This is a genomic window from uncultured Photobacterium sp. (assembly GCF_947502415.1).
Taxonomy (GTDB): domain Bacteria; phylum Pseudomonadota; class Gammaproteobacteria; order Enterobacterales; family Vibrionaceae; genus Photobacterium.
The window spans coordinates 57560-82884 of the sequence record NZ_CANMZV010000016.1 but is presented as its reverse complement, the minus strand read 5'-3'; the positions used below and the strand labels follow the sequence as shown (position 1 = coordinate 82884).

The window sequence follows — 25325 nt, the reverse complement described above, 5'->3', positions numbered from 1 at the left end:
GAAAATATTGCTTGATACAGCTCGGTTTGATTATTTCTGATGACATTGCTTGAGTACGTACAAATCAATGTGTTTGTTTATACGCAACGAAACTTTATGGACTTAGTTTAGGGGAGAAAGGACTACTATTTAATACACAATTCTGTCAGAAAGTTGCCTATTCCTACAATTTAAAATGAAACTCTTGCTTTAGCCATTATGTTGGCGATGATGGGATTGAGATGAGGGGATGGTATGAAAAGTAACGAAAATTTAGCCGAATCATTGTGTGTTAAGTATGGGTTGGAACAACAGTCCGGGCTGGTTGAAACCTGCTTACCAGGAGTGCGTTTATTCCGGATAACTAAGTACCATAAGGTAACGCCACAGATGTATCAACAAGGTGTTGTGGTCATTTTTCAGGGGAATAAAGTTGGGCATCTGAATGATTACCGTTTTGAGTACGATACGGAACAATGCCTGATTGTGGCGACACCGTATCCTATTGCCTGTGAAACCTTTGCTTCTGAACACGCTCCATTGATTGGGATTGATATAGAGTTTGATTTGCCGATGATTCAACAGCTGGTTGAGATGCTTGAACAAGATGGTGATTCGGACATGCTGCAAGTGGATCCGAATGGTCGAGGTGTAGCTGTATCAGAGATAACTCCGTTGATATCAAATTGCATGTCGCGCTTGTTGTTTGTGTTGCATAGCACTTTGGACTCAAAGGTATTGGGGCCTCAATTATTACGAGAGTTTTTCTATTTGTTATTGCAAGGGCGGCAGGGGTATTTACTTGCTCAATACTGCAGGCAGGATAGTGCTCTTTCGCGGGTTTCTAAAGTGATCAACCATGTCCAGTCTCACTATGAGCAGAAACTTGTCATTGATGACCTTGCCAGCATGGCTGGTATGAGTGTATCGGCCTTTCACCGTGCGTTTAAGCAAGTTGTAACAGATCCACCTCTGCAGTACATAAAGAAAATTCGTTTGAATAAAGCGAAATCGTTAATGATACAAGATGGTTTGCCTGCCAATGTTGCTGCCGGAAGAGTGGGTTATGAAAGTGCGACACAGTTTAGCCGTGAATTTAAGCGTTATTTTGGTCTACCACCGAGTAAGGCTGCAGAATTAGGTTCGCTGTGATTGATTATAATTGTTGAGCTTTATTCTAAATTGGTGCGTTGGATCCTATTATTTTAAAAATATGAGTGATTAAAACCATATTATTAGGTAAGTTTTCAATGATTTTACTTTCATATCCTGGTTAATATGTCTGTTTGCCGTTTATTATGTAGCGTTACATTTTTATTCTTTCTATCTGGCTGTAATTCTTTGTATCAGATTGCTAAAGAAGCCCACCTAATTCAAAATAGTTATGTAAAGTATCAATTAAATATTGATAGTGATTCAAAGGAATCTACTATTTTAGTCGTTTTGATGGCTGATAGGTTTGCTGATCAAGTTAATGGTTTTGATGCAATGATTGGTCAATCTGAGATGACGGTACATACAACTGTGTCAGATAAATTTTTATTCATATTTGACGATAGGAATATGGATTTACACTTTCAACCAAGTGAGCCTTATTCTTTGGTTGAACTTGAGCCTTCATCAGATTTGAAAATTGGCCCCGTTATATTAAGCAATAGTGGTGAGTATCCCCATCAATTGATTGGAAAATCACTGAAGAAGGTGGTGAATATTCAGGTAAGCATTGTTGCTAGCGGTGAAGTTACAGATTTATCAGACTCACGTTTTAGTGAAAAACAGGCCGAGATCGGGTTATGGAAACCATATACTTTTTTTGAAAATGGCAACTCGGGATTATTCTTTTTGTCTGACTTTGACAGTAGCAAGATTCCAGTGTTGTTTATTCATGGAATGAAAGGAACCCCAAGGGAATTTGCTTCAATTATTGAGTCAATTGATCGATCTCGGTATCAGGTATGGGTGGTTAATTATCCTTCTGCAGTGCCTTTGTTATTGGTTTCACAAGGGCTCAATAACATGATGAGCTGGATAAGAAAGCAATACCATTTTAATGGTATACATATCGTGGCGCATAGTATGGGGGGATTGGTATCGAAAGCGTATATTAATCAGTGTACAAGAAATCGAACTTGTAATGATATTCTCAGCTTTACTTCGATATCGTCGCCATTTGGTGGAAACAAGGCTGCAAGTAAAGGTACTAAGTTTGCGCCAGTTGTTGTTCCTTCTTGGTATGATCTTGATCCAGAAGGAGACTTTATCAAAAGCTTGTTTGCTCCTCAGGCTACGTTACCGCCACACTTATTAATTTTTGGCTATAAGGTCCGTGGTGTGTTGAACGTTGAAAGTGGCGATGGAGTAATCAGTTTGTCCAGTCAGTTGGAATTGCGTGCCCAACGGCAAGCAAAGCGTATTGTAGGGTTTAATGAAGACCATGTGAGCATTTTAAAAAATCGAAATATCCAAAAAGAATTAAAAGAGTTTTGGTTAAATGCTGAAAATGGTTAATCTGAGTGAAATCTCGATAACATTCCCCCCGCAGAAAGTTTAATGTCTTCCAAGAATTCTATCGGTAATCTGGTCTTCAGGTCTAGTAAGATTGATAAGGAATATTTTTATTACAATTCAATTAATTGCTGATTGGTAACAGATATTTGCTTTGTCCGGAAGGATTTGTACAATGAGCATGATTTTGGGGATAGGCTTGGTTGGTTTTCGAACCATTGGTTGGCGACTACACTGATCAAAGAGAGACTTTTCTGCGGAGGTTTTCATGGGTAAATGTTCTCGTAACTGGGTTGTACGGCGGTTATGCGAGACACTTTTGTTATGTACTTTTGGTTTTGCCACTCATGCAATTTTGGCTGACTCACAGGATGTGAGATGTGATATTTACCCTAATGGCGCCGATAAGCCTTCAGGTCGATATTTTTGTGTTTTTTCTCAGCGCCAGGGCTATATTACAATCGATCGTGCTGATGGTGTTTACTACGACTTTATACCGGCAGGAGATGGAGCTGGTAAGTACACCGATAGCTATGGTAATCCGGTTTACCGCCAATCAGGTTTGGGTAAAGATGGGTATATCTTCATAACCAAAAGTGAGTCTGTGTACGTGTACTGGAATACGGCGGGCCTGGAGCAATAATAACTTAGCTATTTGTATTTCTTAGATAACCCCTGTCATTTTACTTATCAACGATTCTTCACCTCACAAAGTATAACCTCCATTATCAGAATAATAAGAAAGCGGGATAGCCGTAAGGGCTGTCCCGCTTTTATGCTTACCTGCGCCTGATGCTGATGGTTGGCAGGTAATCAAGAAAGCTATTCAATCTGCCCTCTGATTTCTCCTTCCGGATTAGCCAAAGTATGGACGTTGATATAGTGTCCGCCATCAAGTAATGTTGTGGCTGTTTCTTCGTCCAGTACAAGATTTTCAGGTGTTATCCAGGCTGTCACATCACCTTCTGACTGACTTAGTTCGACAATCACATCTCCATTGTCACCGCTTTCACCTTCATGGATATGTACGGCTTCTATACCACCAATGCCTGTTGTGACTATTCGGGCAACCAGTTCTTTGGTCATTTGGTTGAAGGTTGCATAGCCGTTGCCGCTGGCTTCGGTATCTATCGGCGGAACTTCCTGATCACCGTTCAGCGGGAACGTGAACAGTATGAAGTCTTGACTCAGTACCTGTCCGCGGATTTCACCACTTGGGTTGGCCGGGGTATGTACGTTGACATAGTGACCACCAGCCAGCAGCTGTGTAGCTGTTTCTGCATCAAGCGTTGTTCCGTTAGGACTTTTCCAGAGAGCGACATTGTCAGGATCCTTTTCTAGACCGACAACAACCTGTCCATTTTGACCGATGAAGCCTTCATGCAGGTGGGCTGCATCAGCATCATCAACACCGATAGTCAGCACTTTGAGATCCAGTTCTTCTGTTACGTTGTTGTAGGTTGCATAACCGACTCCGGATGCATCTGTTTCAACGACAGGGACTTCCTGTTCTCCATCGAGAGCGAATGTAAGTAGGGTAAAATCATCAGTAAGGATTTGACCGCGTATTTCGCCGGGAGAGTTGGCTGGTGTGTGAATATTGACGTAATGGCCTCCACTCACAAGGCGGCTTGCAGTAGCTTCATCTAGCACGGTATTTTCTGGTGTAATCCAGATGTTTTGGCTGTCGCCTGCGGTAAGGTCGATGAGAACTTCTCCGTTTTCACCGATAAACCCTTCATGGATATGTGCTGCTATTGCGTCATCGGCATTCTCGGTAATTACAATTAAATCTACCGCATAAGTTTCTGTATTAAGAGTGGCGTAGCCATTGCCTGAAGCCTCGCTATCAACAGGTGGAACCTCTTGGGCACCATCAAGACTAAAAGTGACTATGCTGGTATTGCTGTCGACTATCTGTCCTCGTACTTCTCCGGTAGGATTGACTAGGGTATGTACATTTAGATACCACAATCCTGCCAATAACTCTTCAGCAAGTGTTTGCGTGATTTCTGTTTCCGCAACAGACATTGTACCGTCGCCGTTGTTGACAAAATCAAAAGCCACCGGTCCGTTGGTTCCTATTTTTCCTTGGTGGATGTGTGCAGCCTGAACATCTGTAAGCATACTGATATCGAGTTCAGCACTGAGATTAAAAGTATTGTTATCTGAAGTATCAGATGAGCCTTCATCTGCTTCTTTCTTCGTCAAATCCAGGTCGAAAAGATGTGAGGCACTATGGCGGACATTGAGAGTGACGACTGCTGAGGCTTTAGATTCTGTTGTGACTGGTGGCACTTCTTGGTTGCCAGAAAGAGTGACATTAAACGTAAGTTCTTCTTCATGGCAGCCTAGCAAAGAAAATAAGGCCAGCATGATAGCAAGACAGAAATTTCTACTCATAGTTTTGTACTCCTAGTGGTATCACTATTGATACGCCCAGGAGAGTGTAGACAGGGCGACAATTCTTGGCTTTGAGACTGAGTCTTACCGTTAAGAGGTGGCGGTTCATAAAGCGAGAAGCCGTTGTAAATCTGAGATTAATGATTGTTATCCAATATGTGATTAGTTCACGTTAAATTCTTATTAATGAAACCACATTAATAAGAGCTCTGACCTGCTTGATATGGCTATTATTGACTATTGCCAAGTGGTATATTTTTGCGCTTGAATTTATTTGATATGTTTATAAATAATCATAATTACTATTTATTTTTTGCTTTCGGGGACAATGGTTAATGGCTTATAAAAAGGATGCTGAAGCGGGACAGGCCGTTTATAGCAGAAATGTATTATCAATTTATGATTTGTGGGTTCTGGGTATCTCAAATTCATTTATCTGGCGCTGTTCTACCCGTAAGTTAGGGGCTTTTTTTCGCCGTCATGTGTCATTGAATCACTTAGATGTCGGAGTAGGGACGGGGTACTACCTGGACAAATATTTACCAGAATCACAACGGCGGGTTGGTTTGCTCGATCTGAACGCAAACAGTCTTGGTTATGCGTCACAGCGTATTGCACGTTTTAATCCTGAACGTTATCGAGGTAATGTTTTGGAGCCGCTTGATCTTACATGTGAAGCGTTTGATTCGATCAGTGTTAATTACCTCCTTCACTGCCTACCTGGTTCGATAGGTGAAAAATCCATATTGTTTAAACACCTCAAACCGTATTTGAATGAAGCTGGTGTGATTTTTGGTAGTACGATCCTTGGTGATGGTGTTCAGCGGGGTATGACAGCGAAAAAGCTTATGTCGGTCTATAACTCTAAAGGGATTTTTGACAATAATCAGGATAGCCTAGAAGGCTTACGAGAAGCTTTAGAAAGTCACTTTTCCCAGGTTGAAATAGTGGTTGTCGGCTGTGTTGCTATGTTCAGGGCATCTGTATAAGTTGGTCAGTTATTAAAGCCTCCGCAAAGGAGGCTTATTCATATTGATTTATTTCTTAGATTTAATTTCTTTCAGCATTTCTTTGATGCGTTTATTCGATACACGTTTAGCCATATAAACTCCTTTTAAGATTACAAACACCACGGACTAACCTGCGGCTATCGAATAGCGATCTTGTTTATAGTGGCTCTAACTGCTGGAGTGGTTTATCCCCTAGAGCGGTAATCCCGCAGGTATGAAACCAATATACCTCACCGATTTTTGATGGGAATCCCTTTATTACCTTGAATCATAAACGAACTAGATATGCAGTAGGTATTATATGGTCTTTTGTGTGTTACTTTATATTTATTGTGGTTGTTTCTATTAAGAACTCAGGGAAACATGAGATTTTTTCTTTGATTCTACTATCTAAGTGATATTTTATCTCATTTGCGAAAGTGTGATGAGATTCAAATTAGTTTAAAAGGAAAAGCCATTCCAGTGCTCATTTCTTGAATTGAATATGCCAGAGCCACTCTGGATATATTGCTTGATGCTTTTATTGTCAATGTGAATAATTGCCGTTCAAACAGAGGGTTATTAAAAGAAATAGCTTTACAGGATAAGTTTATAACGGTATTATTCGCCGCACTTACGGAGAGATGGCTGAGTGGTTGAAAGCACCGGTCTTGAAAACCGGCATACGTTTGTAGCGTATCTAGGGTTCAAATCCCTATCTCTCCGCCACATTCTAGAAGTTGAGCTAATAGCTGGGCTTCGTACAGAATTGGAGCGGTAGTTCAGTTGGTTAGAATACCGGCCTGTCACGCCGGGGGTCGCGGGTTCGAGTCCCGTCCGCTCCGCCACTGATTAAAGCCCTTGTCGAGAGACAAGGGCTTTTTCACGTTTAACGCTCACGAAAGTACTTCTCACTTAATTTTGTGGGACTGGGCGCCTCTCCTGGAATGCCGGAGCATCGATTTTGTCTTGTAATTGCAACAGTGAAAAGCAGCCTGTTATATACCCTTAAAAGTGTATTTGGAGAGGGATATGGTATATGAGGGGGATTGCGTTCTTATCTTTCATTTGTTTTCTCTTATTTGTTCAAGGCTGTGCCAATCGTTCGTTTTACTTACCTTCAAAATCTGATGAATTAAATCCTAATGTCCGCTGGCTGAAATCTGCTTCCGGTAATGATCTTGCCTATTTATGGCTCCCTTCTCAAATATCGCAGAATAAAGGCCTGATACTGCATTTCCATGGTAACACTGGTCATATGGAGCAAACCAAGGAGAAAGTAGAGTGGTTGGTTGAACATGGATATAGCGTATTAATTTTTGATTATTCAGGTTTTGGACACTCAACAGGTTATGCGACAGATATCGCTCTTTACCATGACGCGCTTTCGATACTTGAATTTACTGACAAGCTTCGGAGTCGTTTGATGTTGCCGACGTTCATTGTTGCGACTTCTACTGGAGGGAATATATTTCTTCGGGCATGGGCCGATAAGCCGATAGAAATAGAAGGTATTATTATTGATTCTTCTTTTACCAGCTATGTCGAAGAGGCAGAGCATGTCTTGAAACAAAGTTTATTTGGCCATTTCTATGATTGGCTGGCAGGCATTTTAATGCGTGACGATTATGCGGTGGAATCAGTGTTCGATCAATTACCAGAAGCGAGAACACTCGTAATTCACTGTATTGAAGATGAAGTAGTACCGATTGAATCAGGAAGAGAAGTGTATACAAGGCTTGGTGGAGAGAAGCAGTTTTGGCCAATAGATCGTTGTGCTCATGCAAGAGCAATGACGTGGGAATTTCCTGATATTCAGATGCGGCTTGTGGATTGGCTGGAAGCAGCCACTTCCGCAACGGAAGTGGCGCTTACAGAAAAATGGGAAACGAGTTAAGCTAAGTTTTGCTATGTACTTTTATTTTGCCTTTTTCAGTTCCAGTAGTGTATGGCCAAGGCCAATATCATCGGTACGCGTAACAACTTCAAGCCCAGCTTCAGCTACCAGCTCTAAGAAATCGTCACTGCGGTAGAAGCGGCTGTTACCGTTAGCCAGGCAAGTGAAGTACAGAGAGGTGGCATTCAGGCTGAAAGCCGCTGCATCATAACGCTGTGCATCCCAAAATAGCTCCAGGATGTAGACTGTGGCATCTTCGGACATCGATTTACGTACACGGCGAAGAATGCTGAGGATTTCCATCGGAGAGAAGCAGTCCAGGAATTGGCTCATCCACCAGACATCAGCACCTTCAGGAAGAGATTGCTCCGCATCCAGCATGTTAGCCGGGTAGCCTTTAACTCGGTCTGCAAAGCCTTGCTGATCGGCATTGGACATGGCCATATTAATTTGCTGAGGAAGGTCGATGATGGTCACTTCAACATCTGAATCATAGTTACAGCATTGAAGAGCCCATTTTCCGGTATTGCCGCCGATATCAAACAGTTTCTTTGGTTTGTTGGCAAAAACTCGCTCAAGTAAAATCGGGAATGAGCGGTCGGAGTAAAAATGGTCGAAATTGAACCAGCTCTCTTTCGCTTTTTCAGGTAGTCGAGACAGGCCTTCATAAATTGTCGGCCAGTCACCTAGCTCTTTCAATCCTGCTGGGGTTCCCTCTTTAATCGCTTCTGTTAGGTGCATCATCGCTGCATAGCAAACATCAGCGGTGAAATCTAAATTAGCACGTGTCATGCCGTCATTGACCAGGAAATAGCCCAAGTTTGCCAGAATGTAGTTAGGTTTATTCCAAGTGACGATATGTGCACTTAAAGCCATGTCAAGCAAGACTTTTACGCCATACTCTGACACGCCAGTTTGTTCTGATATTTCTTTGGCATTTAGACCAGTTTTACCCGCATTATCAAGTGCGGTTAATATGCCTAGATCACGTAAAGTACGTGCGGTATGGAAGACAATCGGGGCAAATGCTAATTTTTGAGCTTCTGTTTTTGCTTCCAAAGCATTAAGCGGATCATTTTGGTATGAAGTCACAAGAATTTCCAACTACTTTTATGATGATGAGTATAGTCCGTTAAGGATCTACATCCATTTAGATCTGATTAGGATATATTTTGTATTAAAGTAACTTGTCGTTTCAAGTGCAGTTATCTCAAATATCACCAAATTTAGCCATCTTTCATTTAGATTATATACGGATGGGAATACGGTAGCTGCTCTTACAATAGTTTATTGGCTCGTAATCTTATGTGTAATTGTCATATTGCGTGAGAATAAAATGGCTTTACATAACGTATTAATCACGCTTCATATCGTGTTGCAATATTTAAGTTTGCTATGGTTGTGAGAATACCGTTTCTTACTTATTATTATACCTGTGTCGGTTTTTTGACTCTAGTGCTAGCATCTGATTGATTTGTATCGATTATTCTGATGGGGTGCAATGTGCGCTTTTCTTTCTGTTAGTTAAAGATAGTGTTTTATATTGGTTTTATAGAACGGCTTTACTATTGTTTCCGCTCATGTTAGGAAACACTTTTTTGAAAAGGTAAATGTGATTTAAACGTTGGATCCTTGAAGCGTATAAATTTTAAATCTAGCGGCAGCTTATTCGAGTAGAGAATTTGTTAATGTTTCCTCTAGCTATATTGCTGTTATTTTTACATATTTTGAGCCTTTAGAGCCATAGAAAAAAATGATTTTAAATTTCGTGAAATAATACATACCCAAAGGAAGTGATAAATATTATCCTATCTACTTTGGATAAAGACTTATCAGTTTTAACTGGTTGAAAGTTAGACACTAGAACAGATGAATAGCGTAAGATTTAATATTGAATGTTGGCAGGCACTTTCTCCTGGTTTGGGGGATATCGATGCTTGGAAAGCATGGGTTGCTAGCGAAAAGCAATGGCCTGAAACATTATCGCCAGTTCCAGTGACTGATATTCCTCCAATGCTACGTCGCCGGATGAGTTCGCTGAGTAAAATGGCGATTCAAACTGCGATATCGCTAGCTAAAGACAGTGACATTGATTTTATTGTCTTTTCTAGTCGGCATGGAGAGCTTGAGCGAACAGCCAAGCTATTAAGAGATATTTTACAAGGCGAGGATGCTTCACCGATTGCGTTTTCCCAATCTGTTCATAATACGGCTGCTGGTCTGTTTACGATTGCGACCAAGCAAGCGATTCCTGTAACTTCGCTAGCTGCTGGTGAACACTCTTTACATTCTGCCATTATTGAAGCGTCCGCATATTTGGCCGAAAACCCGCAGCATCGTATTCTTGTCGTTGATTTTGACGAGCCTTTGCCTGCGCCCTATCACAGCTTTGAGGTCAAACAACATCAAGCTTTTGCCCTGGGGTTGATCCTAAGTAACGGAAGTCAATATCAGCTATCGTGGCAGGCCGGTGATCAGTCTTTCCCTTCATCTGCGACTCTGCCGCAAACGCTAGACGTGATAGCTAATTTAGTTAGCGGCAGCCATGCATGGACAATAGATGGTAAACGCACACAGTGGCATTGGAAGTGTTGATTCATGGAACGAGCGTCAATCTATTCTTTAATTTCAAAACGCATTAATAAGATCTGGCGGATAGCAGCTACAGGGTTGTGTTTCTCTATCTTTGGCCTGGGCGCACTGTGCCTAACGTTTATTGTTTTCCCTTTTGTAACTTGGTCCATTTCAGAACAGAAGAAGCGGGAGATGCGAGTACAGTCAATTATTCAGCGTTCTTTTGCTTTTTTTTGTAGTACCATGCGCTTCTTTGGCGCGATTGACTACGAGTTTGTTGGTGAGAGTGCGTTGCAGCAGGATCGAAACTGCATGATTGTTGCCAATCATCCAAGCCTGATTGACTATGTACTGATTGCCTCACGATTACCGCAGTGCGATTGTCTTGTCAAAGCTGCGATATGGCATAACCCTTTCATGAAAGGGATAGTGAAAGCCGCTGGCTATATACCGAACCGTGATCCTGAAAGCCTTTTAGATGCTTGCAACGAACGACTGGATGAAGGTAATGTACTGTTGATTTTCCCGGAAGGAACACGTACAACGCCCGGTGTTAAGTCTAAATTACAACGTGGTGCGGCGCAGATAGCAGTACGTACCCAAACTGATTTACGCATGGTTCATATTACCGTAGAGCCGAGCTTTTTGACTAAACAGACAAAGTGGTATCAAGTTCCCGATACTAAACCTTTTTTCCGGGTCGAAGTAAAAGATAAAATTGAGATAGAATCATTTCTTCTTGAGGCAGATTCGCCCACAACTGCCGCAAGGCAGCTTAATCGCCATTTGGCAGACGTTATTTTTCCGATACAGGAAAAGTGTGGAAACTCTATATAGACAAGTAGGTTATTGTGGAATCATTACATAACGAACTAAAAGCTTTGATTATTGAAGCGCTTAATCTTGAAGACATTACTGTGGAAGATATTGAAACAGAAGCACCGCTTTTTGGTGACGGCTTGGGATTGGATTCGATTGATGCGCTTGAGCTAGGCTTGGCGATCAAGAAAAAATACAACATCGTGATTGATGCAGATGACACAAATACACGAGAACACTTTGCCTCTGTAGCTAACTTGGCTAACTTTATTTCTCTTAATCAAGCTTAAGTACGTGGACGTGTAAATTTATGACTGAAGTAAATCGTAACGAAGTGTTCGAACAAGTGCGTGATGCATTGGTAGAGCTGTTTGAAATTGATGCTGAGGACATTACGCCGGAAGCTAAGCTTTATCAAGAGCTTGATCTAGATAGCATTGATGCTGTTGATCTGGTTGTTCACCTTCAGAATCTAACTGGTAAGAAAATCAAGCCAGAAGAATTTAAAAGTGTTCGTACCGTTGATGATGTAGTTGATGCGGTAACTGCTCTACTGCAGCAAGCTTAATGCGGTTACTGACCGCATTATCGGCGATTGTCCTGCTAGCTTATCCATTTGCTGTGTTTTTTGGTCTCAGCAAATGGGGGCTCGGGACAGTTGCCGGAATTTTAGCTGTTCTTTTCCTGATCCGACTTGTTGCTGGTGGCCAGGCGCGCTTAAAAGAGCTCAAGTATATCGCCTGGATCAGTGGTGGTGCCGGAATTACGTTGACCCTTCTGGGGACTTTATTTCGACAGCAAGGCTGGTTGACTTTCTACCCTGTGATTGTCAATTCACTAATGTTCGGCCTGTTTATGGCCAGTCTGTGGCAAAAACAGAGCATCATTGAGCGTTTTGCTCGTCTGCAGGAACCTGATTTGGCTCCGAGCGGAGTGGTGTATACCCGTAAAGTTACCAAAATATGGTGCGGCTTTTTTGTCCTAAATGGCACGGTTGCGTTGGCAACCTGTTTTATGCCGTTATCGGTATGGACACTGTACAACGGACTAATTAGTTATTTGTTGGCGGGTTTATTGTTTGCTGGCGAGTGGTTAGTTCGCCAGTGGCTGCTTAGAAAAGAAATGGATGTAACTAACTGAGTGAGGCTGTGAAGAAAACCGGATATGACTAACTTTGTTGTTGAAGACGCAATTCAATCTAATGCTATGTTCTGTTCATTGTCTGAACTATTGGTGTCTGCTCGGAAGGGCGAACACCCAGTAGCCCGAGGTGCTGATGGCGAAAAGACCTGGGTACAATATCAAGCTGACGTTCAGTCATTATCATGCCAGTTAAAAGCGAGCCGACATGTACGGTGGGCTCTTTGTTTTGATGATAGTTACTACTTTGCCGTTGCCTTTATGGCTGCTGCGCATGCCGGTAAAGAAATCATTCTGCCGGGTAATCATCAACCAGCAGCGCTGGCAGAACTTGTCTGTCACTTTGATGCACTTATTCATGACCGGAAAGAACTGACTCACCTTGAGTGCGCGCAGGCGGTGCTTCCAGCGGCATTAGCTCCGGATTCAGAGACCAACTCCAGTTTATGTTCATTTGAGCAAGCTTCCAGTTACAAGCTTGCGTTGAATGAAGTCAAAATTATTCTGTTTACATCCGGTTCTAGCGGAACGCCTAAGGCAATTTTTAAGACGCTCGACTTAATCGATGCCGAAATAAACCAGTTAGAGAGAACCTGGGGTAAGCAGCTATGCGACTCTTTTGTCGTGAGCACGGTATCTCATCAACATATTTACGGGTTGCTTTTCCGTGTGCTCTGGCCTCTGTGTGCCGGTCGTTGTTTTGAACGAACTGATTTAAGCTACCCGGAACAGGTGATGGCATCAGCAGATCCTGATACAACATTGATCACGAGTCCCGCTTTACTTAAGCGCCTTAATAACGAGGTTGGTACTAAGCCTTACCGTGCGGTATTTTCTTCCGGTGGCCCTTTGGCCGAAGCCGCGGCGCGACGAAGTTTCGAGTTGTTTGAACAATTACCTTTTGAGGTTTTCGGAAGTACAGAAACCGGTGGAATTGGCTATCGCCAACAGCAGCAGGCAAGTACTCCCTGGCGTTTTTTCGATGCCATTGATGTTGATTTGAATGCCGAGGGATGCCTACGTTTGTGCTCACCTTTTATTGACCCGAAAAGTTGGTATCAGACAAGTGATCAGTGCCAGCTGCTCGGTGACCGCCGATTCATGCTGATGGGGCGCACCGACCGGGTTGTTAAAGTAGAAGAAAAGCGTATTTCATTGACAGAGGTCGAGCAACGCCTTTGCCAGCTGAGCTGGATAGATGAAGCGGCTGTATTGACGCTGGATGATAGCAATAGGCTGATTATTGCCGCTGTGATTACTCTAACCACTGAGGGAAGGCTGCATATGGAAGCAATCGGCAAAGGGAAATTCTGGCTGGCGCTCCGGCAACAGTTACGTCAGTGGCTTGAACCAGTTGGTATGCCACGTCGTTTTAGGGTAGTGGATGAAATCCCTTTAAATAGTCAGGGTAAGCGACTCGTAAAGGATCTGGAACAATTTTTTAAATAGCGCATATAGCTATAACAAATCACCAAATGGCAGAAAAACAGTGAATAAACGTAAGCCGACCATTATCGAACAAAAAGTTACTGACAACAGTGCGGTACTAACGCTAAAAGTGGATGCTGACATCGTTGATTTTCAAGGGCATTTTACATCATTCCCACTTTTGCCCGGCGTTACTCAGATCGACTGGGCTGTTTATTACGGAAAAACCTTGTTGAATACGCCTGCCAAGTTTGCAGGAATGGAAGTGATTAAATTCCAAGAGCCAATTTTACCTGATGGTATTGTCAAGCTGACTCTAGACTGGTCTGCAGAGAAAGGAAAGCTGCATTTTAGCTATAGCTCGGCTAATGATGGTGAGCCCGAAGGCGTAACTCACTCTTCAGGGCGGATCAAACTGGTAACAGCGTAATGACTACATTTCACCCTTGTTTTCTTATTCCTTGCTATAACCATGGCAGGACTGTCCCTGCGGTCATTGATTCGCTGCTAAGTTTTCAGTATCCAATCATTATTGTCGATGATGGTAGTGATTGTGATACAAAGGCTATTCTCGCAGAGCAGGCAAAAAGAGAAAATGTAACCCTTGTTACTTTGTCAGAAAACCAAGGTAAGGGAAGCGCGGTGATGGCGGGAATTTACGAAGCGTTCCGGCAAAGCTTTACACACGCAATTCAAATTGATGCTGACGGTCAGCATGATCTTGATGCCCTGCCTAAATTAATTGATGAATCTTCAAGCCATTTGACTTCATTGGTTTCCGGTCAACCTGTGTATGATGACTCAGTTCCGAAAGCGCGTCTCTATGGCCGCTATGCAACCCATATTTGGGTTTGGATTGAGACTCTGTCATTTGCCATTAAAGACAGTATGTGCGGTTTTCGTTCGTATCCGATAGGGCGTACGATTAAAGTGCTGGAGCGCAACAAGATTGGCCGCCGGATGGACTTCGATACTGAAATTTTGGTCCGGATGTATTGGGACGGCTGTGATATTCGATTTGTTGATACTAAAGTAATTTATCCTGAAGGTGGCATTTCTCACTTTGATGCCTTATGGGATAACATCAAAATCAGCGCTATGCATACCCGGTTGTTCTTTGGTATGTTGCCACGTATCCCGGCTTTGCTTAAGCGTGAACCCGGTCAGGTACATCATTGGTCTTCTCATGCCGAGCGTGGAACTATTCTTGGTATCAAAACCCTGCTTTTCGTGTATTCGTTCTTGGGGCGACGTGCTTTCAATTTCTTATTGAAGCTGGTTATTGCCTATTACCATAAGGCAGGTAAGTCGGCTCGGCTTTCCTCTGAGGAATTTTTGGCTCAGCTGAAAACATATGCGTTGGAACAAGGCATCACTCTGCCTTCGAATTTGAACAGTTATCAGCATTTATTGTCATTTGGCCATACCATGCTCGATAAATTGGCTGCGTGGAAAGGCGATTTTTCATTTGATAACTTGACGGTACATGGTCAGGAGCATTTTGATGCTATTACTGCGGAAAAGCGCGGTATTGTGATCCTGGGATCTCACCTGGGTAACCTTGAGCTGTGCCGAGCCTTAAGCCAAAACTATGAAAATGTGAAAATCAACGCTTTGGTTTTTACTGAACATGCCGAGCGTTTTAATGCCGTGATGAAAGCGGTAAACCCGAATTCAGATCTGAACTTGATCCAAGTTAGCCAACTTGGGCCAGATACGGCAATTTTACTGCAGCAGAAGCTTGAACAAGGCGAGTGGGTGGTGATTGTCGGTGACCGTACATCTGTAACGAAAGAACAACGTGTGGTGTGGGCTGACTTTTTAGGTAAGCCTGCACCGTTCCCTCAGGGCCCGTTTATGTTGAGTGCCGTATTGAAGGCTCCGGTTTATTTGCTGTTTGGTTTGCGGGATGACAGTAAGCCAACGCCGCACTTCAACGTTTACTTTGAGCCTTTCAGTGAACAAATTAAATTACCGAGAGGGCAAAGGGAAGAAGCCCTGAAAGCCGTAGTAAGCCAATATGCCAGACGTCTTGAAAAGTATACTCTTCAGGCCCCTCTGCAGTGGTTTAACTTTTTTAACTTCTGGCAGTTAAGTGGAAAGAAAGATGCGAAATAATATGCAACAAACAATTAAATTTGGTGCTGAGCGCCTGACCATTGAAGACGTCATGGCCGTGGCAAATGGGTCGTCGGCTGAAATGAACGGCTGCCCTGAATATCAAGCTAAGATCGACCGTGGTGTTGCCTTTCTTGAGCGGTTGCTTAAAGAAGAAGGTGTCATTTATGGTGTAACTACCGGATATGGTGACTCATGTACCGTTGCGATTCCGCCAAACCTGGTTGATGAACTGCCATTGCATCTGACTCGTTTCCACGGTTGTGGTATGGGTGAGAACCTGGATCACCAGCAGGCTCGTGCTGTGTTAGCAACGCGCCTGTGTTCTTTGTCGCAAGGGGTTTCCGGTGTTTCTCACGATCTGCTAAATCAGATCGTTACGCTGATCAACAATGACATTGCTCCGCGTATCCCGCAGGAAGGATCGGTTGGTGCCAGTGGTGACCTGACGCCGCTTTCTTATCTTGCCGCGGCATTGATTGGCGAGCGTGAAGTGCTCTACAAAGGTGAAATTCGTCCGACGGCTGAAGTGTTTGCCGAATTGAATATCACACCAATCAAGCTAAAGCCGAAAGAAGGCCTGGCATTGATGAACGGTACATCAGTGATGACGGCGCTGGCATGTATTGCTTATAAGCGCGCTGAATATCTTGCGCAGCTGGCGACAAGAATTACCTCAATGGTATCAGTTGGCATGCAGGGTAATGACTTTCATTTTGATGAAGCCCTGTTCGCGGTGAAACCGCACCCGGGTCAGCAGCAAATCGCTGGTTGGTTGCGTTCGGATCTTCAGGCGGATTGTCCACCACGTAATAGCGACCGCCTTCAGGACCGTTATTCGCTTCGTTGTGCTCCGCATGTGATTGGGGTACTGCAAGATAGCCTGCCGTGGCTGCGTCAGCTTATTGAAAACGAACTAAACAGTGCTAACGATAATCCGATCATTGACGGTGATAATGAGCGTGTGCTTCATGGTGGTCATTTCTACGGTGGTCATATTGCTATGGCGATGGATACGCTGAAAACAGCCGTTGCTAATATTGCTGACTTGCTGGATCGCCAGATGGCCCAATTGATGGATTATAAGTTCAACAATGGCCTGCCTTTTAACCTGACGGGTGCAGAAGGTGAGCGCAAGCCTATTAACCATGGTTTTAAAGCGGTTCAGATCGGTATTTCTGCCTGGACGGCTGAAGCATTGAAACACACCATGCCTGCAAGCGTGTTTTCTCGCTCGACAGAGTGTCACAACCAGGACAAGGTGAGCATGGGGACGATTGCTTCACGTGATTGTTTGCGCGTATTGGAGCTGACTGAGCAGGTGGCTTCGGCGTCATTGTTGGCCGCGACTCAGGCTTTGGAAATTCGCAAGCGTCGTAATGAGCTTGATGAGCAGAATATGAGCCTGGCGCTGAAAACGATGAATGAACTGGTGCTTAGCGAGTTCAGTTTCGTAGAGGAAGATCGTCCGCTGGAGCATGATCTCCGCCACTTTATGGCTAGGATCCAACAGCAACACTGGATGCTGTATTAATTAAGCAAGGGAAGATGATGACAGAGAATATGCCGGCATTGAGTTCTGAAGTTACTATTTTGACGTCTTTTCAGGATGCGGACCCGATGGGGGTTGTTTATCACGGTAATTATTTTCGTTTTTTTGAAGAAGCACGTCGGGTGCTGATGGGAAAACTCAATTATAGCTATCATGAGATGCAGGAGTCTGGCCATGTATGGCCAGTCATCGACACCCGGGTTAAATACGTTAAACCAATCCCTTTTAACCATGAAATCCGTGTTGTAGCGACGCTGACGGAGTGGGAGAACCGCTTGCGGGTTGATTACGTGATCTATGATGCGAAAAGTGGTGATCGTATGACCAAGGCACACACAATGCAGGTGGCTGTGAGTACAGAGGATGGTGAAATGAGCCTTGTTTCACCGAAGGTATTTACTGATAAGGTAGAAAGTTGGTATGCCAGCACAAACTAGTTATCGTTTTGCCCGTTTAAAGCTTTATGTTGCTGCCTGTGTTTTAGGGTTTTCTTCTTTCATTGCCGGGGGCTTTTCCCCTGCTGTTAACGCGATAACCCTACCTCAATTACAGCAGCAATTGTCGACCCAGACATTAGTGCGTGGTGATTTTGAGCAGGTTCGAAAAATGGAAATGTTCAGTGCGCCGCTGAAGTCTGAAGGACAATTTTTATTGGCACAGGAGCAGGGGTTGCACTGGCAGCAAACCCAACCGTTCCCGGTGTCTTTGATCCTGACTCAGAACAAGTTGAGTCAGCAGTTCGGCGATAGCAAGCCGCAGGTGGTTGCTGCGGAGCAAAATCCGATGGTGTTTTACTTCAGCCATGTATTCCTGTCACTGTTTAAAGGTGACACCAGCCAGCTTAACGAGCAATTTGATATCAAATTGCTTGATAGTGGCTCTGAGGATAAATGGTTGTTGGTGCTGACGCCCAAATCAGCACCATTGAATGCCGTATTTAAGACCATTCGCTTAACGGGTGATCGCTTTATCGAGCAGCTGACTTTGACAGAGGTTCGCGGAGACGTTACCGATATAACGTTTAGCAATCAACGTACAGCGCCGACAGAATTAAGCGAAAACGAACAACGTGCCTTCAAATTCTAAACTTGCATCATTATGGTTGTTGATCATGCTGGCAGTCGTCGGTGTGTTCGGCAACCAATTACTTGTGCGTCAACAGGCGCCGATTGAAACCAATATTCTCGCTTTATTGCCTGAAAATCGACAGGATCCTGCTGCTCAGGCTGCCTTTGATCAGGTCGCTGCCAGCATGAGCGATAAAGTATTATTTACTATTGGCAGTTCGAGCAAATCGCAACTGTTTGATGCCGCTGAGCACTTTTCCCAAGCACTTAATGAGTTGGGAATGTTCAGTGCTGTTACCGCAAAGCTTAGCCAATCACAGCAGCAGGCATGGGGCCAGCTCTATTTCCATAAACGGGCACAGTTTCTCACTCCAGAACAAAAAATCAGCTTACAGAATAATCCGACCGGGCAGGTACAAACCGTGCTTCAAGCTTTGTACAATCCTTTTTCGGGGGTCACAGGCAGGGAGCTGCAGTCTGATCCGTTTTTGCTATTTCGCGATTACTTATCTCTGCTGAGCAAACATACCGGAAATGTGACTCTGAAAAATGGTTTTCTGTCGACAAGCTATCAGGGGCAGGATTATGTCTTGATCTCGGCAGATCTTGCCGGATCGGCCTACAGCCTTGATTTGCAGGAGATGCTGCCGGCGTTGACTGCACTGGAAGCTGAGGTTGGTGATGAATACGGAGTTGAAGTTCTTCATACCGGTGTGATTTTTTATGCTGCCCATGGCACCAATAGTGCCAAAGGTGAAATCAGTACCATAGGTTTGGGCTCTTTGCTGGGGGTTATAACCTTGCTGCTGGTCGTTTACCGCAGCCCGTTACCGCTTGCGCTGGCCCTGTTGTCAATTAGCTGTGGTTTGCTAACCGCCTTTGTACTTACTGTGGCCGTTTTCGGCAAGGTCCATTTATTTAGCTTGGTATTTGGGGCTAGCCTGATCGGTGTATCAATTGACTATGCATTCCATTTTTTGACAGAGCGGCTTTCGGCAGGCAAAGACTGGAACCCTCGTCAGGGGCTGAAGCATATTTTTGCAGCCATTTCCCTTGGCTTGGCGATGAGCTTGATTGGCTATTTGTGTATGATGGTTGCGCCATTTCCGGGCCTTCAGCAATTGTCGCTGTTTTCGGCGGTCGGTTTGGCTGCGGCATATGCGACGGTGGTGTGCTGGTATCCGATATTGGCCGCACATCCGGGCAAGTTAGTGCCGATCCCGATGGTTGGTTTGATGGAGATGTGGCTACAAGCCTGGAAAAGTCGAACCGTAAGGTTAGCTGTTCCGGCGCTTTGCCTGATTATGGCTGTAATCGGCTTATCCCGTGCGGGATACAACGATGATATTCGTCAGTTACAGGCGATGCCAGTGAGTTTGAAGCAGCAGGAAGAAACGATTAAAGCGATTTCCGGCGTTAGTGGCAGTCAGCAGATGCTGTTGGTTAGGTCTGGCAGCGAAGATGAGTTGCTGGTTCAGCTGGAGCATGTTGGTACTGAGCTTGATAAGCTGCGTATTGAAGGGGCTTTAGAAGGCTACCAGAGTATTCATCAGTACGTACCATCAGAGCAACAGCAGGCAGAGAACTACGAACTTGTGCGCCAGCTTTATCAGGCGCAGGGGACGTTGCTGAGTCAGACTCTTCAGCTGAACTCCGATATTGAGCTTGAGCAGGACTTTAAACCTTTAACAGTCAGGCAGTTTCTTGATTCACCTGTTTCATCCCCATTACGATTTTTGTGGCTAGGTGAGGTTAATGGCTCGCAATCTGCGGTGATTTTGCTCAAAGGTGTTGAAAATCATGAAATAATTCAGACGCTTGCCTCAGAAAGCACTGCTGTGAGTTATCTCGATAAGGCGAAAGAGGTATCTTCAATTTTTGCGGAGTACCGTTCTCGCATTACACAGCTATTGTTCGCTGCTGTAGGCGTTATCCTGGCGATCCTTAGCTGGCGATATGGATTGAATAAAGCTGTCAGGGTTATTACCCCGCCTGTGATTGCGTGCTTTATTGGCATTGCTGTTACCGGATTTTCAGGAACACCACTGAACTTGTTTAATTTGCTTGGCTTGTTCTTAATTCTGGGGATCGGGATAGACTACACCCTGTTTTTTGCTGAGCATTCCAAGTTACGCGATACTGAAGCACACAGTGTGAGAGAGGAGCGCAGTACTATTGATGCTCGCAGTAACAGTGGGGCACACAGTACCTTGCTGGCGATAAGCTTGTCTGCAATTACAACGATTTTGTCTTTCGGCTTGCTGGCATTGAGTGAGACGCAGGCGATACACGGCTTCGGTATCACAGTGTTAACGGGAATATTAACGGCTTGGTTATTGGCCCCGCTTGCTTTGGGCGGTGAGGCTAAAAAGCCAATAGAATTAGCGAACGAGGTACAACGTTAACATGAGCAGACAATGGAAGCCCTGGCTTCTGGCAGGAATACTGCTGGCGGTACTGACTGGCTGTGCTAATCAGTCATCGACTTCGCCTGTTATGCAGAATCAGGTAGAGATCAGGCCCGGCATGCAAGTGACTTTGCCGGAACCTGAGCAACTTGGGAATACGTTAATTGCGAGTCAGTTAATCACGGCGCAATGGCAGGATCAGACTAATCAATTACCGGTTCAGCTAGAGGTGAGCAGAGATAAAATTGTACTGGCCGGTTTTTCTTCCTGGGGGGCTCGAATTTTAAGTCTGACTTACCAGGAGAAGGTAATCGAAACTCAGGTATTACCAGGACTGGGAGAAACCTTGCCTAAGCCTGAGCAGGTACTTTTCAATTTGATGTTGACACTGTGGCCTGCTGAATCCTGGCAACAGTCGTTACAAGCGGTAGGGTGGCGTTTAAAGGATTCACCTGAGCTGCGACAGCTAATCGATGATAAAGGTGATGTTGTGATAGAAATTCATTACAACTCTGTACCTCATCTTGATGGCGACATCCTGTTTAAAGATAAAAAACTGGGATACCTTATCTCAATTCGAACCTTAAATTACAGCCGATAAAAAGTGCGAAGAATCGCGATGAATATAAAAATATCGAAATATACTTCAACCCCGATTTATATCCACGGATGTGGTTTTAACTCAGCGTTAGGACTCACTAAGCAGGATATTCATTCTCGGCTGAAGCAGGGAAGCTCTCCTGATATGCTGCCTGTTTCCGGTTGGCTAAACAATGGTGCAGATACAGTTATTGGTAAAGTAGTCAGTGAATTACCGACTATTCCTGAGCGACTGGGGCATCACACAACTTTCAATAACCGCCTGGCCCTTTCTTCTTTGCTGCAAATTGAAGAAACGGTTCAGCAAGCCGTTGACAAATATGGTCGCGACCGTGTTGCGGTGATCGTCGGTACGAGCACATCAGGTATTGCTGACGGCGAGAAAGCGTTATCCGCCCATATTGAGAATGGCGAGTTCCCGGAAGGCTACCACTATCGAGTGCAGGAAGTGGGCAATATCGGGGAATTTGTTGCGGATTATTTTGGTATTGAAGGCCCTGCTTATACCTTATCAACGGCCTGCTCTTCGAGCGGCCGTGTCTTCTTATCTGCCCGTCGTCTGTTAAAAGCTGGGATTGTTGATGCCGTAGTTGTCGGTGGTTCTGATTCACTTTGCCGCCTGACTCTTAACGGTTTTAATGGCCTGGATGCGCTATCGGATTCACTTTGTAATCCGTTTAGTGCAAATCGCAAAGGTATCAATATCGGTGAAGCGGCAGCATTTATGCTATTGTCGCTAAACTCAGATGATTCTGCGGCTGCTGATGATGTACCGGCCATTGCCTTGCTTGGTGCGGGAGACAGCTCCGATGCTCACCATATCTCAGCTCCGCATCCTGAAGGCAAAGGAGCGGAAGAGGCAATGCGTAAGGCGCTGGCTGATGCGGGCTTACATCCGGAAGATATCGGTTATGTTAATGCCCATGGCACGGCGACACCATTGAATGATGAGATGGAAGCTAAGGCGATCTACCGGATCTTTGGTGATCAGACGCCAGTTAGTTCAACCAAACCGTTAACGGGTCATACACTGGGCGCGGCTAGTGCCGTTGAGGCGGCAATTTGCTGGAATGTCCTGCGTCACCAGTTACCATTGCCTGCACAGATCAACGATGGCCAGATTGCTGACACATTGGCCCCGGTTAAGTTGGTAGAAGCGGGAACTGAACTCGCTAAGCCAGCGATTTTAAGTAATTCATTTGCTTTTGGCGGTAATAATATCAGCCTGATTTTTGGATATGCCCATGACTAACATACCTCACCTACACCAGTTACTGCCTCATGATATGCCAATGGCATTGGTGGATGAGCTTATCGATGTTGGCGAGACTTATATCCATTGCCAGGTTACGCCATCGGAGAGCAACTTATTTTTTGATAGCGAATCCCGTACAATTCCAGGCTATGTCGGCATTGAATTTATGGCACAATCTGTTGCCGGATGGTCCGGTTATCACGCCTGGAAAAAGGGAGAAGTTTCTCCAATTGGTTTTTTACTGGGCTGTCGCCGCTATCAGGCAGACGCCAGTGCATTCAAAGAAAATGAGGTACTTGATATTTATGCAGAGCAAGTGATGGAAAACAATGGCATGGCTGTTTTTTCATGCCGAATTGAACATCAGGGCAAGGTACTTGCTTCTAGCCAGCTCAATGCATTCGTACCTACAAAAGAAAAGTTAGATCAAATGCTTAATAGGAACCCTTCATGATTCGACAGGTTTTAGTTACAGGGGCGAGTAAAGGCATCGGACGCGCTGTCGCTACTCAACTCGCAAAAGATGGGTTTGCAATTATTGTTCATTATATGAGTGATAAAGCCGGTGCCGAATTAACACTGGCAGAAATTGAAAAAGCCGGTGGTACCGGACGCCTGATCCAATTTGATATTAGTGACCGCGCACAATGCCGCGAGCGCCTTGAGGCAGATATCGCTGAGCACGGTGCGTATTACGGCGTGGTGAGCAATGCGGGAATTACTCGTGATACTGCTTTTCCGGCCATGACCGAAGAAGAGTGGGATGGGGTAATTCATACCAACTTAGATAGTTTTTATAATGTTTTTCACCCATGTGTAATGCCGATGGTGAAGCTGCGTAAAGGTGGCCGTATTGTTACCTTAGCTTCTGTATCGGGGATCATGGGCAACCGGGGCCAGACTAATTACAGTGCAGCGAAAGCCGGTGTGATTGGTGCGACCAAGTCATTGGCATTGGAGCTGGCTAAACGTAAGATCACCGTAAACTGTGTGGCACCGGGCCTGATTGATACCGGTATGGTTGATGAGCACGTTAAAGAGCATGCGCTGCCGCAGGTGCCGCTGCGCCGTATGGGCGAACCGGAAGAAGTTGCAGGCTTGGTGAGTTATTTAATGTCAGATATTGCGGGTTATGTAACTCGTCAGGTGATTTCGGTGAACGGAGGTTTGGTATGAGTCGTCGCGTAGTTGTTACCGGTATGTCCGGGGTTACTGCTTTGGGTAACGATTGGCAGAGCATTGAGCCGAAGCTGCGTGCTTGCGAAAATGCATCACAATATATGCCGAGTTATGAGCAATATAATGGGCTGAATACCAAGCTGGCCGCGCCAATCGATAACTTCACACTGCCGGCTCACTATACCCGCAAGAAAGTGCGCGGTATGGGACGTGTTTCTAAGCTATCAACACTGGCTAGTGAAAATGCCTTGATTCAAAGTGGGCTTATCGGTAATGAGGTTCTGACCAATGGTCAGACAGGCATCGCTTATGGTTCATCTACTGGCAGTACGCCAGCGATTGGTGCGTTCGGTGTGATGCTGAATGAAAAAGACACCAAGGCAATTACGGCTACAACTTATGTTCAGATGATGCCGCATACAACAGCAGTAAATGTTGGCTTGTTTTTTGGCCTGCGTGGTCGAGTCATCCCGACGAGCAGTGCTTGTACTTCGGGCAGCCAGGCGATTGGTTACGCCTATGAGGCAATCAAGCATGGTTACCAGACAGTGATGGTTGCTGGTGGTGCTGAAGAGTTGTGCCCGACTGAATCGGCAGTATTCGATACCCTTTTCGCGACAAGTTTGAAAAATGATGCGCCGAAGTCGACACCGCGCCCGTATGACACTGAACGTGATGGTTTGGTGATCGGAGAAGGTGCCGGTACGCTGGTTCTTGAAGAATATGAGCATGCAGTGGCTCGTGGTGCGAAAATTTATGCTGAGCTTGTTGGTTTTGCAAGTAACTGCGATGCTGCACATGTTACTCAGCCTCAGATGGAAACCATGCAGCTGTGTATGGAAATGGCGCTGAAAGACGCAGATCTTTCTCCGCTAGCGATTGATTACATTTCAGCTCACGGTACGGCAACTGAAAAAGGCGATATTGCTGAAAGTAATGCGACAGCCAATATCTTTGGTGATAATGCGCCAATCAGTTCCCTTAAGAGCTACTTAGGACATACGCTTGGTGCATGTGGTGCGATCGAAGCTTGGCTTAGCCTGGAAATGATGCATACGGGTTGGTTTAGTCCAACGTTGAACCTGGACAATATTGATGATCGTTGTGGAAACCTGGATTATATCCGTGGTGAAGGACGTGAGATTGATTGTCAGTACATCATGAGCAATAACTTTGCGTTTGGTGGCATTAATACATCACTAATCTTCAAGCGCTGGCAGGGTTAATTACCTGTTTAATGCCTTTTCAATTAAAAGCCCTGCTCGTTTAAGCGGGGCTTTTTTCTAGCTGTAGATTAGGATTAACTACCACGTTTGCCACGTTTTTTCACTTTAAGGTTTATCCCGCTTCTGTTATTCCTTAAACTTGCATTCAATTTGATTGAATAGCTGGTTGGCGGTTGCTAGCCAGTC

24 protein-coding genes and 2 tRNA genes are annotated in these 25325 nt (G+C 44.7%); 24 read left to right on the top strand and 2 right to left on the bottom strand.

Annotated features, from left to right (window positions below; all coding sequences use genetic code 11):
* Positions 1 to 234 precede the first annotated feature (234 nt).
* The 3 genes from Q0852_RS16530 to Q0852_RS16520 all read left to right on the top strand — a co-directional run bounded on the left by Q0852_RS16530 (position 235) and on the right by Q0852_RS16520 (position 3127).
* A complete protein-coding gene (locus Q0852_RS16530; RefSeq protein WP_299019789.1) occupies positions 235 to 1131 on the top strand; it encodes an AraC family transcriptional regulator in 897 nt (298 codons plus the stop codon).
* A gap of 189 nt (positions 1132 to 1320) precedes the next feature.
* Complete coding sequence (locus Q0852_RS16525) at positions 1321 to 2487, top strand: alpha/beta fold hydrolase (protein WP_299019788.1); 1167 nt, start codon at positions 1321 to 1323, stop codon at positions 2485 to 2487.
* Between the two features lie 265 nt (positions 2488 to 2752).
* A complete protein-coding gene (locus Q0852_RS16520) occupies positions 2753 to 3127 on the top strand; it encodes a hypothetical protein (RefSeq protein ID WP_299019787.1) in 375 nt (124 codons plus the stop codon).
* Between the two features lie 179 nt (positions 3128 to 3306).
* On the opposite strand, the gene Q0852_RS16515 is transcribed toward Q0852_RS16520, so the two are convergent.
* Positions 3307 to 4887, bottom strand: coding sequence for a CHRD domain-containing protein (locus Q0852_RS16515; RefSeq protein ID WP_299019786.1), 1581 nt, complete (start codon positions 4885 to 4887; stop codon positions 3307 to 3309).
* A 335-nt stretch (positions 4888 to 5222) separates the two neighbouring features.
* On the opposite strand from Q0852_RS16515, the gene Q0852_RS16510 reads away from it, so the two are divergent.
* From Q0852_RS16510 to Q0852_RS16495, 4 genes are all read left to right on the top strand, one after another.
* Entirely contained in the window at positions 5223 to 5876 is a 654-nt protein-coding gene (locus Q0852_RS16510) for a class I SAM-dependent methyltransferase (protein WP_299019784.1), read from the top strand.
* A gap of 638 nt (positions 5877 to 6514) precedes the next feature.
* Positions 6515 to 6605 (top strand) — tRNA-Ser (locus Q0852_RS16505).
* Positions 6606 to 6647: 42 nt separating this feature from the next.
* Positions 6648 to 6724 (top strand) — tRNA-Asp (locus Q0852_RS16500).
* 191 nt (positions 6725 to 6915) lie between these two features.
* Positions 6916 to 7773 (top strand): alpha/beta fold hydrolase, encoded by an 858-nt coding sequence (locus Q0852_RS16495; RefSeq protein WP_299019782.1) that lies wholly within the window; start codon positions 6916 to 6918, stop codon positions 7771 to 7773.
* 21 nt (positions 7774 to 7794) lie between these two features.
* Here the strand turns inward: Q0852_RS16495 and Q0852_RS16490 are convergent, their stop codons facing one another.
* Positions 7795 to 8865 (bottom strand): methyltransferase, encoded by a 1071-nt coding sequence (locus tag Q0852_RS16490; protein ID WP_299019780.1) that lies wholly within the window; start codon positions 8863 to 8865, stop codon positions 7795 to 7797.
* Between the two features lie 777 nt (positions 8866 to 9642).
* On the opposite strand from Q0852_RS16490, the gene Q0852_RS16485 reads away from it, so the two are divergent.
* From Q0852_RS16485 to Q0852_RS16405, 17 genes are read left to right on the top strand one after another with little or no spacing between them, the layout of a single operon-like run.
* Positions 9643 to 10368 carry a beta-ketoacyl synthase chain length factor gene (locus tag Q0852_RS16485; protein WP_299019778.1) on the top strand — a complete coding sequence of 242 codons (726 nt, stop codon included), beginning with the start codon at positions 9643 to 9645 and terminating at the stop codon, positions 10366 to 10368.
* 3 nt (positions 10369 to 10371) lie between these two features.
* Positions 10372 to 11184, top strand: coding sequence for a 1-acyl-sn-glycerol-3-phosphate acyltransferase (locus Q0852_RS16480; RefSeq protein ID WP_299019776.1), 813 nt, complete (start codon positions 10372 to 10374; stop codon positions 11182 to 11184).
* Positions 11185 to 11198: 14 nt separating this feature from the next.
* Positions 11199 to 11456, top strand: coding sequence for a phosphopantetheine-binding protein (locus tag Q0852_RS16475; RefSeq protein WP_299019774.1), 258 nt, complete (start codon positions 11199 to 11201; stop codon positions 11454 to 11456).
* A gap of 20 nt (positions 11457 to 11476) precedes the next feature.
* On the top strand, positions 11477 to 11734 hold the full coding sequence (locus Q0852_RS16470) for an acyl carrier protein (RefSeq protein WP_299019771.1): 258 nt from the start codon (positions 11477 to 11479) through the stop codon (positions 11732 to 11734).
* Entirely contained in the window at positions 11734 to 12306 is a 573-nt protein-coding gene (locus Q0852_RS16465) for a hypothetical protein (RefSeq protein ID WP_299019769.1), read from the top strand. Before Q0852_RS16470 ends, Q0852_RS16465 begins: the two co-directional genes overlap by 1 nt.
* A gap of 24 nt (positions 12307 to 12330) precedes the next feature.
* Positions 12331 to 13755, top strand: a complete 1425-nt coding sequence (locus tag Q0852_RS16460) for an AMP-binding protein (RefSeq protein ID WP_299019767.1) — start codon at positions 12331 to 12333, stop codon at positions 13753 to 13755.
* A 40-nt stretch (positions 13756 to 13795) separates the two neighbouring features.
* Positions 13796 to 14164, top strand: coding sequence for a 3-hydroxyacyl-ACP dehydratase (locus Q0852_RS16455; protein ID WP_299019765.1), 369 nt, complete (start codon positions 13796 to 13798; stop codon positions 14162 to 14164).
* Positions 14164 to 15852, top strand: coding sequence for a glycosyltransferase (locus Q0852_RS16450; RefSeq protein WP_299019764.1), 1689 nt, complete (start codon positions 14164 to 14166; stop codon positions 15850 to 15852). Before Q0852_RS16455 ends, Q0852_RS16450 begins: the two co-directional genes overlap by 1 nt.
* A complete protein-coding gene (gene hutH, locus Q0852_RS16445) occupies positions 15842 to 17386 on the top strand; it encodes a histidine ammonia-lyase (RefSeq protein WP_299019762.1) in 1545 nt (514 codons plus the stop codon). The genes Q0852_RS16450 and hutH overlap by 11 nt, the downstream gene beginning before the upstream one ends.
* 17 nt (positions 17387 to 17403) lie before the next feature.
* Positions 17404 to 17841, top strand: a complete 438-nt coding sequence (locus Q0852_RS16440; protein ID WP_299019843.1) for a thioesterase family protein — start codon at positions 17404 to 17406, stop codon at positions 17839 to 17841.
* Complete coding sequence (locus Q0852_RS16435) at positions 17825 to 18490, top strand: outer membrane lipoprotein carrier protein LolA (RefSeq protein WP_299019760.1); 666 nt, start codon at positions 17825 to 17827, stop codon at positions 18488 to 18490. The genes Q0852_RS16440 and Q0852_RS16435 overlap by 17 nt, the downstream gene beginning before the upstream one ends.
* 25 nt (positions 18491 to 18515) lie before the next feature.
* On the top strand, positions 18516 to 20876 hold the full coding sequence (locus Q0852_RS16430; RefSeq protein ID WP_299019758.1) for an MMPL family transporter: 2361 nt from the start codon (positions 18516 to 18518) through the stop codon (positions 20874 to 20876).
* Position 20877: 1 nt separating this feature from the next.
* Entirely contained in the window at positions 20878 to 21480 is a 603-nt protein-coding gene (locus Q0852_RS16425; RefSeq protein ID WP_299019756.1) for a DUF3261 domain-containing protein, read from the top strand.
* Positions 21481 to 21498: 18 nt separating this feature from the next.
* Positions 21499 to 22731 carry a beta-ketoacyl-[acyl-carrier-protein] synthase family protein gene (locus Q0852_RS16420; RefSeq protein ID WP_299019755.1) on the top strand — a complete coding sequence of 411 codons (1233 nt, stop codon included), beginning with the start codon at positions 21499 to 21501 and terminating at the stop codon, positions 22729 to 22731.
* A complete protein-coding gene (locus Q0852_RS16415; protein ID WP_299019754.1) occupies positions 22724 to 23188 on the top strand; it encodes a hotdog family protein in 465 nt (154 codons plus the stop codon). The genes Q0852_RS16420 and Q0852_RS16415 overlap by 8 nt, the downstream gene beginning before the upstream one ends.
* Positions 23185 to 23910: a 3-ketoacyl-ACP reductase FabG2 gene (locus Q0852_RS16410; RefSeq protein ID WP_299019753.1), complete on the top strand. Its 726-nt coding sequence runs from the start codon at positions 23185 to 23187 to the stop codon at positions 23908 to 23910. Before Q0852_RS16415 ends, Q0852_RS16410 begins: the two co-directional genes overlap by 4 nt.
* Positions 23907 to 25139 carry a beta-ketoacyl-ACP synthase gene (locus tag Q0852_RS16405; RefSeq protein WP_299019752.1) on the top strand — a complete coding sequence of 411 codons (1233 nt, stop codon included), beginning with the start codon at positions 23907 to 23909 and terminating at the stop codon, positions 25137 to 25139. Before Q0852_RS16410 ends, Q0852_RS16405 begins: the two co-directional genes overlap by 4 nt.
* Positions 25140 to 25325: the final 186 nt, after the last annotated feature.

Excerpts from the sequence above, each read along its gene's own strand:
- Q0852_RS16405 (WP_299019752.1), top strand. The coding sequence starts at position 23,907 with ATGAGTCGTCGCGTAGTTGTTACCGGTATGTCCGGGGTTACTGCTTTG.
- Q0852_RS16465 (WP_299019769.1), top strand. The coding sequence starts at position 11,734 with ATGCGGTTACTGACCGCATTATCGGCGATTGTCCTGCTAGCTTATCCA.
- Q0852_RS16530 (WP_299019789.1), top strand. The coding sequence starts at position 235 with ATGAAAAGTAACGAAAATTTAGCCGAATCATTGTGTGTTAAGTATGGG.
- Q0852_RS16470 (WP_299019771.1), top strand. The coding sequence starts at position 11,477 with ATGACTGAAGTAAATCGTAACGAAGTGTTCGAACAAGTGCGTGATGCA.
- Q0852_RS16485 (WP_299019778.1), top strand. The coding sequence starts at position 9,643 with ATGAATAGCGTAAGATTTAATATTGAATGTTGGCAGGCACTTTCTCCT.
- Q0852_RS16410 (WP_299019753.1), top strand. The coding sequence starts at position 23,185 with ATGATTCGACAGGTTTTAGTTACAGGGGCGAGTAAAGGCATCGGACGC.
- Q0852_RS16520 (WP_299019787.1), top strand. The coding sequence starts at position 2,753 with ATGGGTAAATGTTCTCGTAACTGGGTTGTACGGCGGTTATGCGAGACA.
- Q0852_RS16415 (WP_299019754.1), top strand. The coding sequence starts at position 22,724 with ATGACTAACATACCTCACCTACACCAGTTACTGCCTCATGATATGCCA.
- Q0852_RS16460 (WP_299019767.1), top strand. The coding sequence starts at position 12,331 with ATGACTAACTTTGTTGTTGAAGACGCAATTCAATCTAATGCTATGTTC.
- Q0852_RS16440 (WP_299019843.1), top strand. The coding sequence starts at position 17,404 with ATGACAGAGAATATGCCGGCATTGAGTTCTGAAGTTACTATTTTGACG.
- Q0852_RS16515 (WP_299019786.1), bottom strand. The coding sequence starts at position 4,887 with ATGAGTAGAAATTTCTGTCTTGCTATCATGCTGGCCTTATTTTCTTTG.
- Q0852_RS16480 (WP_299019776.1), top strand. The coding sequence starts at position 10,372 with ATGGAACGAGCGTCAATCTATTCTTTAATTTCAAAACGCATTAATAAG.
- Q0852_RS16425 (WP_299019756.1), top strand. The coding sequence starts at position 20,878 with ATGAGCAGACAATGGAAGCCCTGGCTTCTGGCAGGAATACTGCTGGCG.
- Q0852_RS16450 (WP_299019764.1), top strand. The coding sequence starts at position 14,164 with ATGACTACATTTCACCCTTGTTTTCTTATTCCTTGCTATAACCATGGC.
- Q0852_RS16435 (WP_299019760.1), top strand. The coding sequence starts at position 17,825 with ATGCCAGCACAAACTAGTTATCGTTTTGCCCGTTTAAAGCTTTATGTT.
- hutH (WP_299019762.1), top strand. The coding sequence starts at position 15,842 with ATGCGAAATAATATGCAACAAACAATTAAATTTGGTGCTGAGCGCCTG.
- Q0852_RS16430 (WP_299019758.1), top strand. The coding sequence starts at position 18,516 with ATGCTGGCAGTCGTCGGTGTGTTCGGCAACCAATTACTTGTGCGTCAA.
- Q0852_RS16420 (WP_299019755.1), top strand. The coding sequence starts at position 21,499 with ATGAATATAAAAATATCGAAATATACTTCAACCCCGATTTATATCCAC.
- Q0852_RS16510 (WP_299019784.1), top strand. The coding sequence starts at position 5,223 with ATGGCTTATAAAAAGGATGCTGAAGCGGGACAGGCCGTTTATAGCAGA.
- Q0852_RS16495 (WP_299019782.1), top strand. The coding sequence starts at position 6,916 with ATGAGGGGGATTGCGTTCTTATCTTTCATTTGTTTTCTCTTATTTGTT.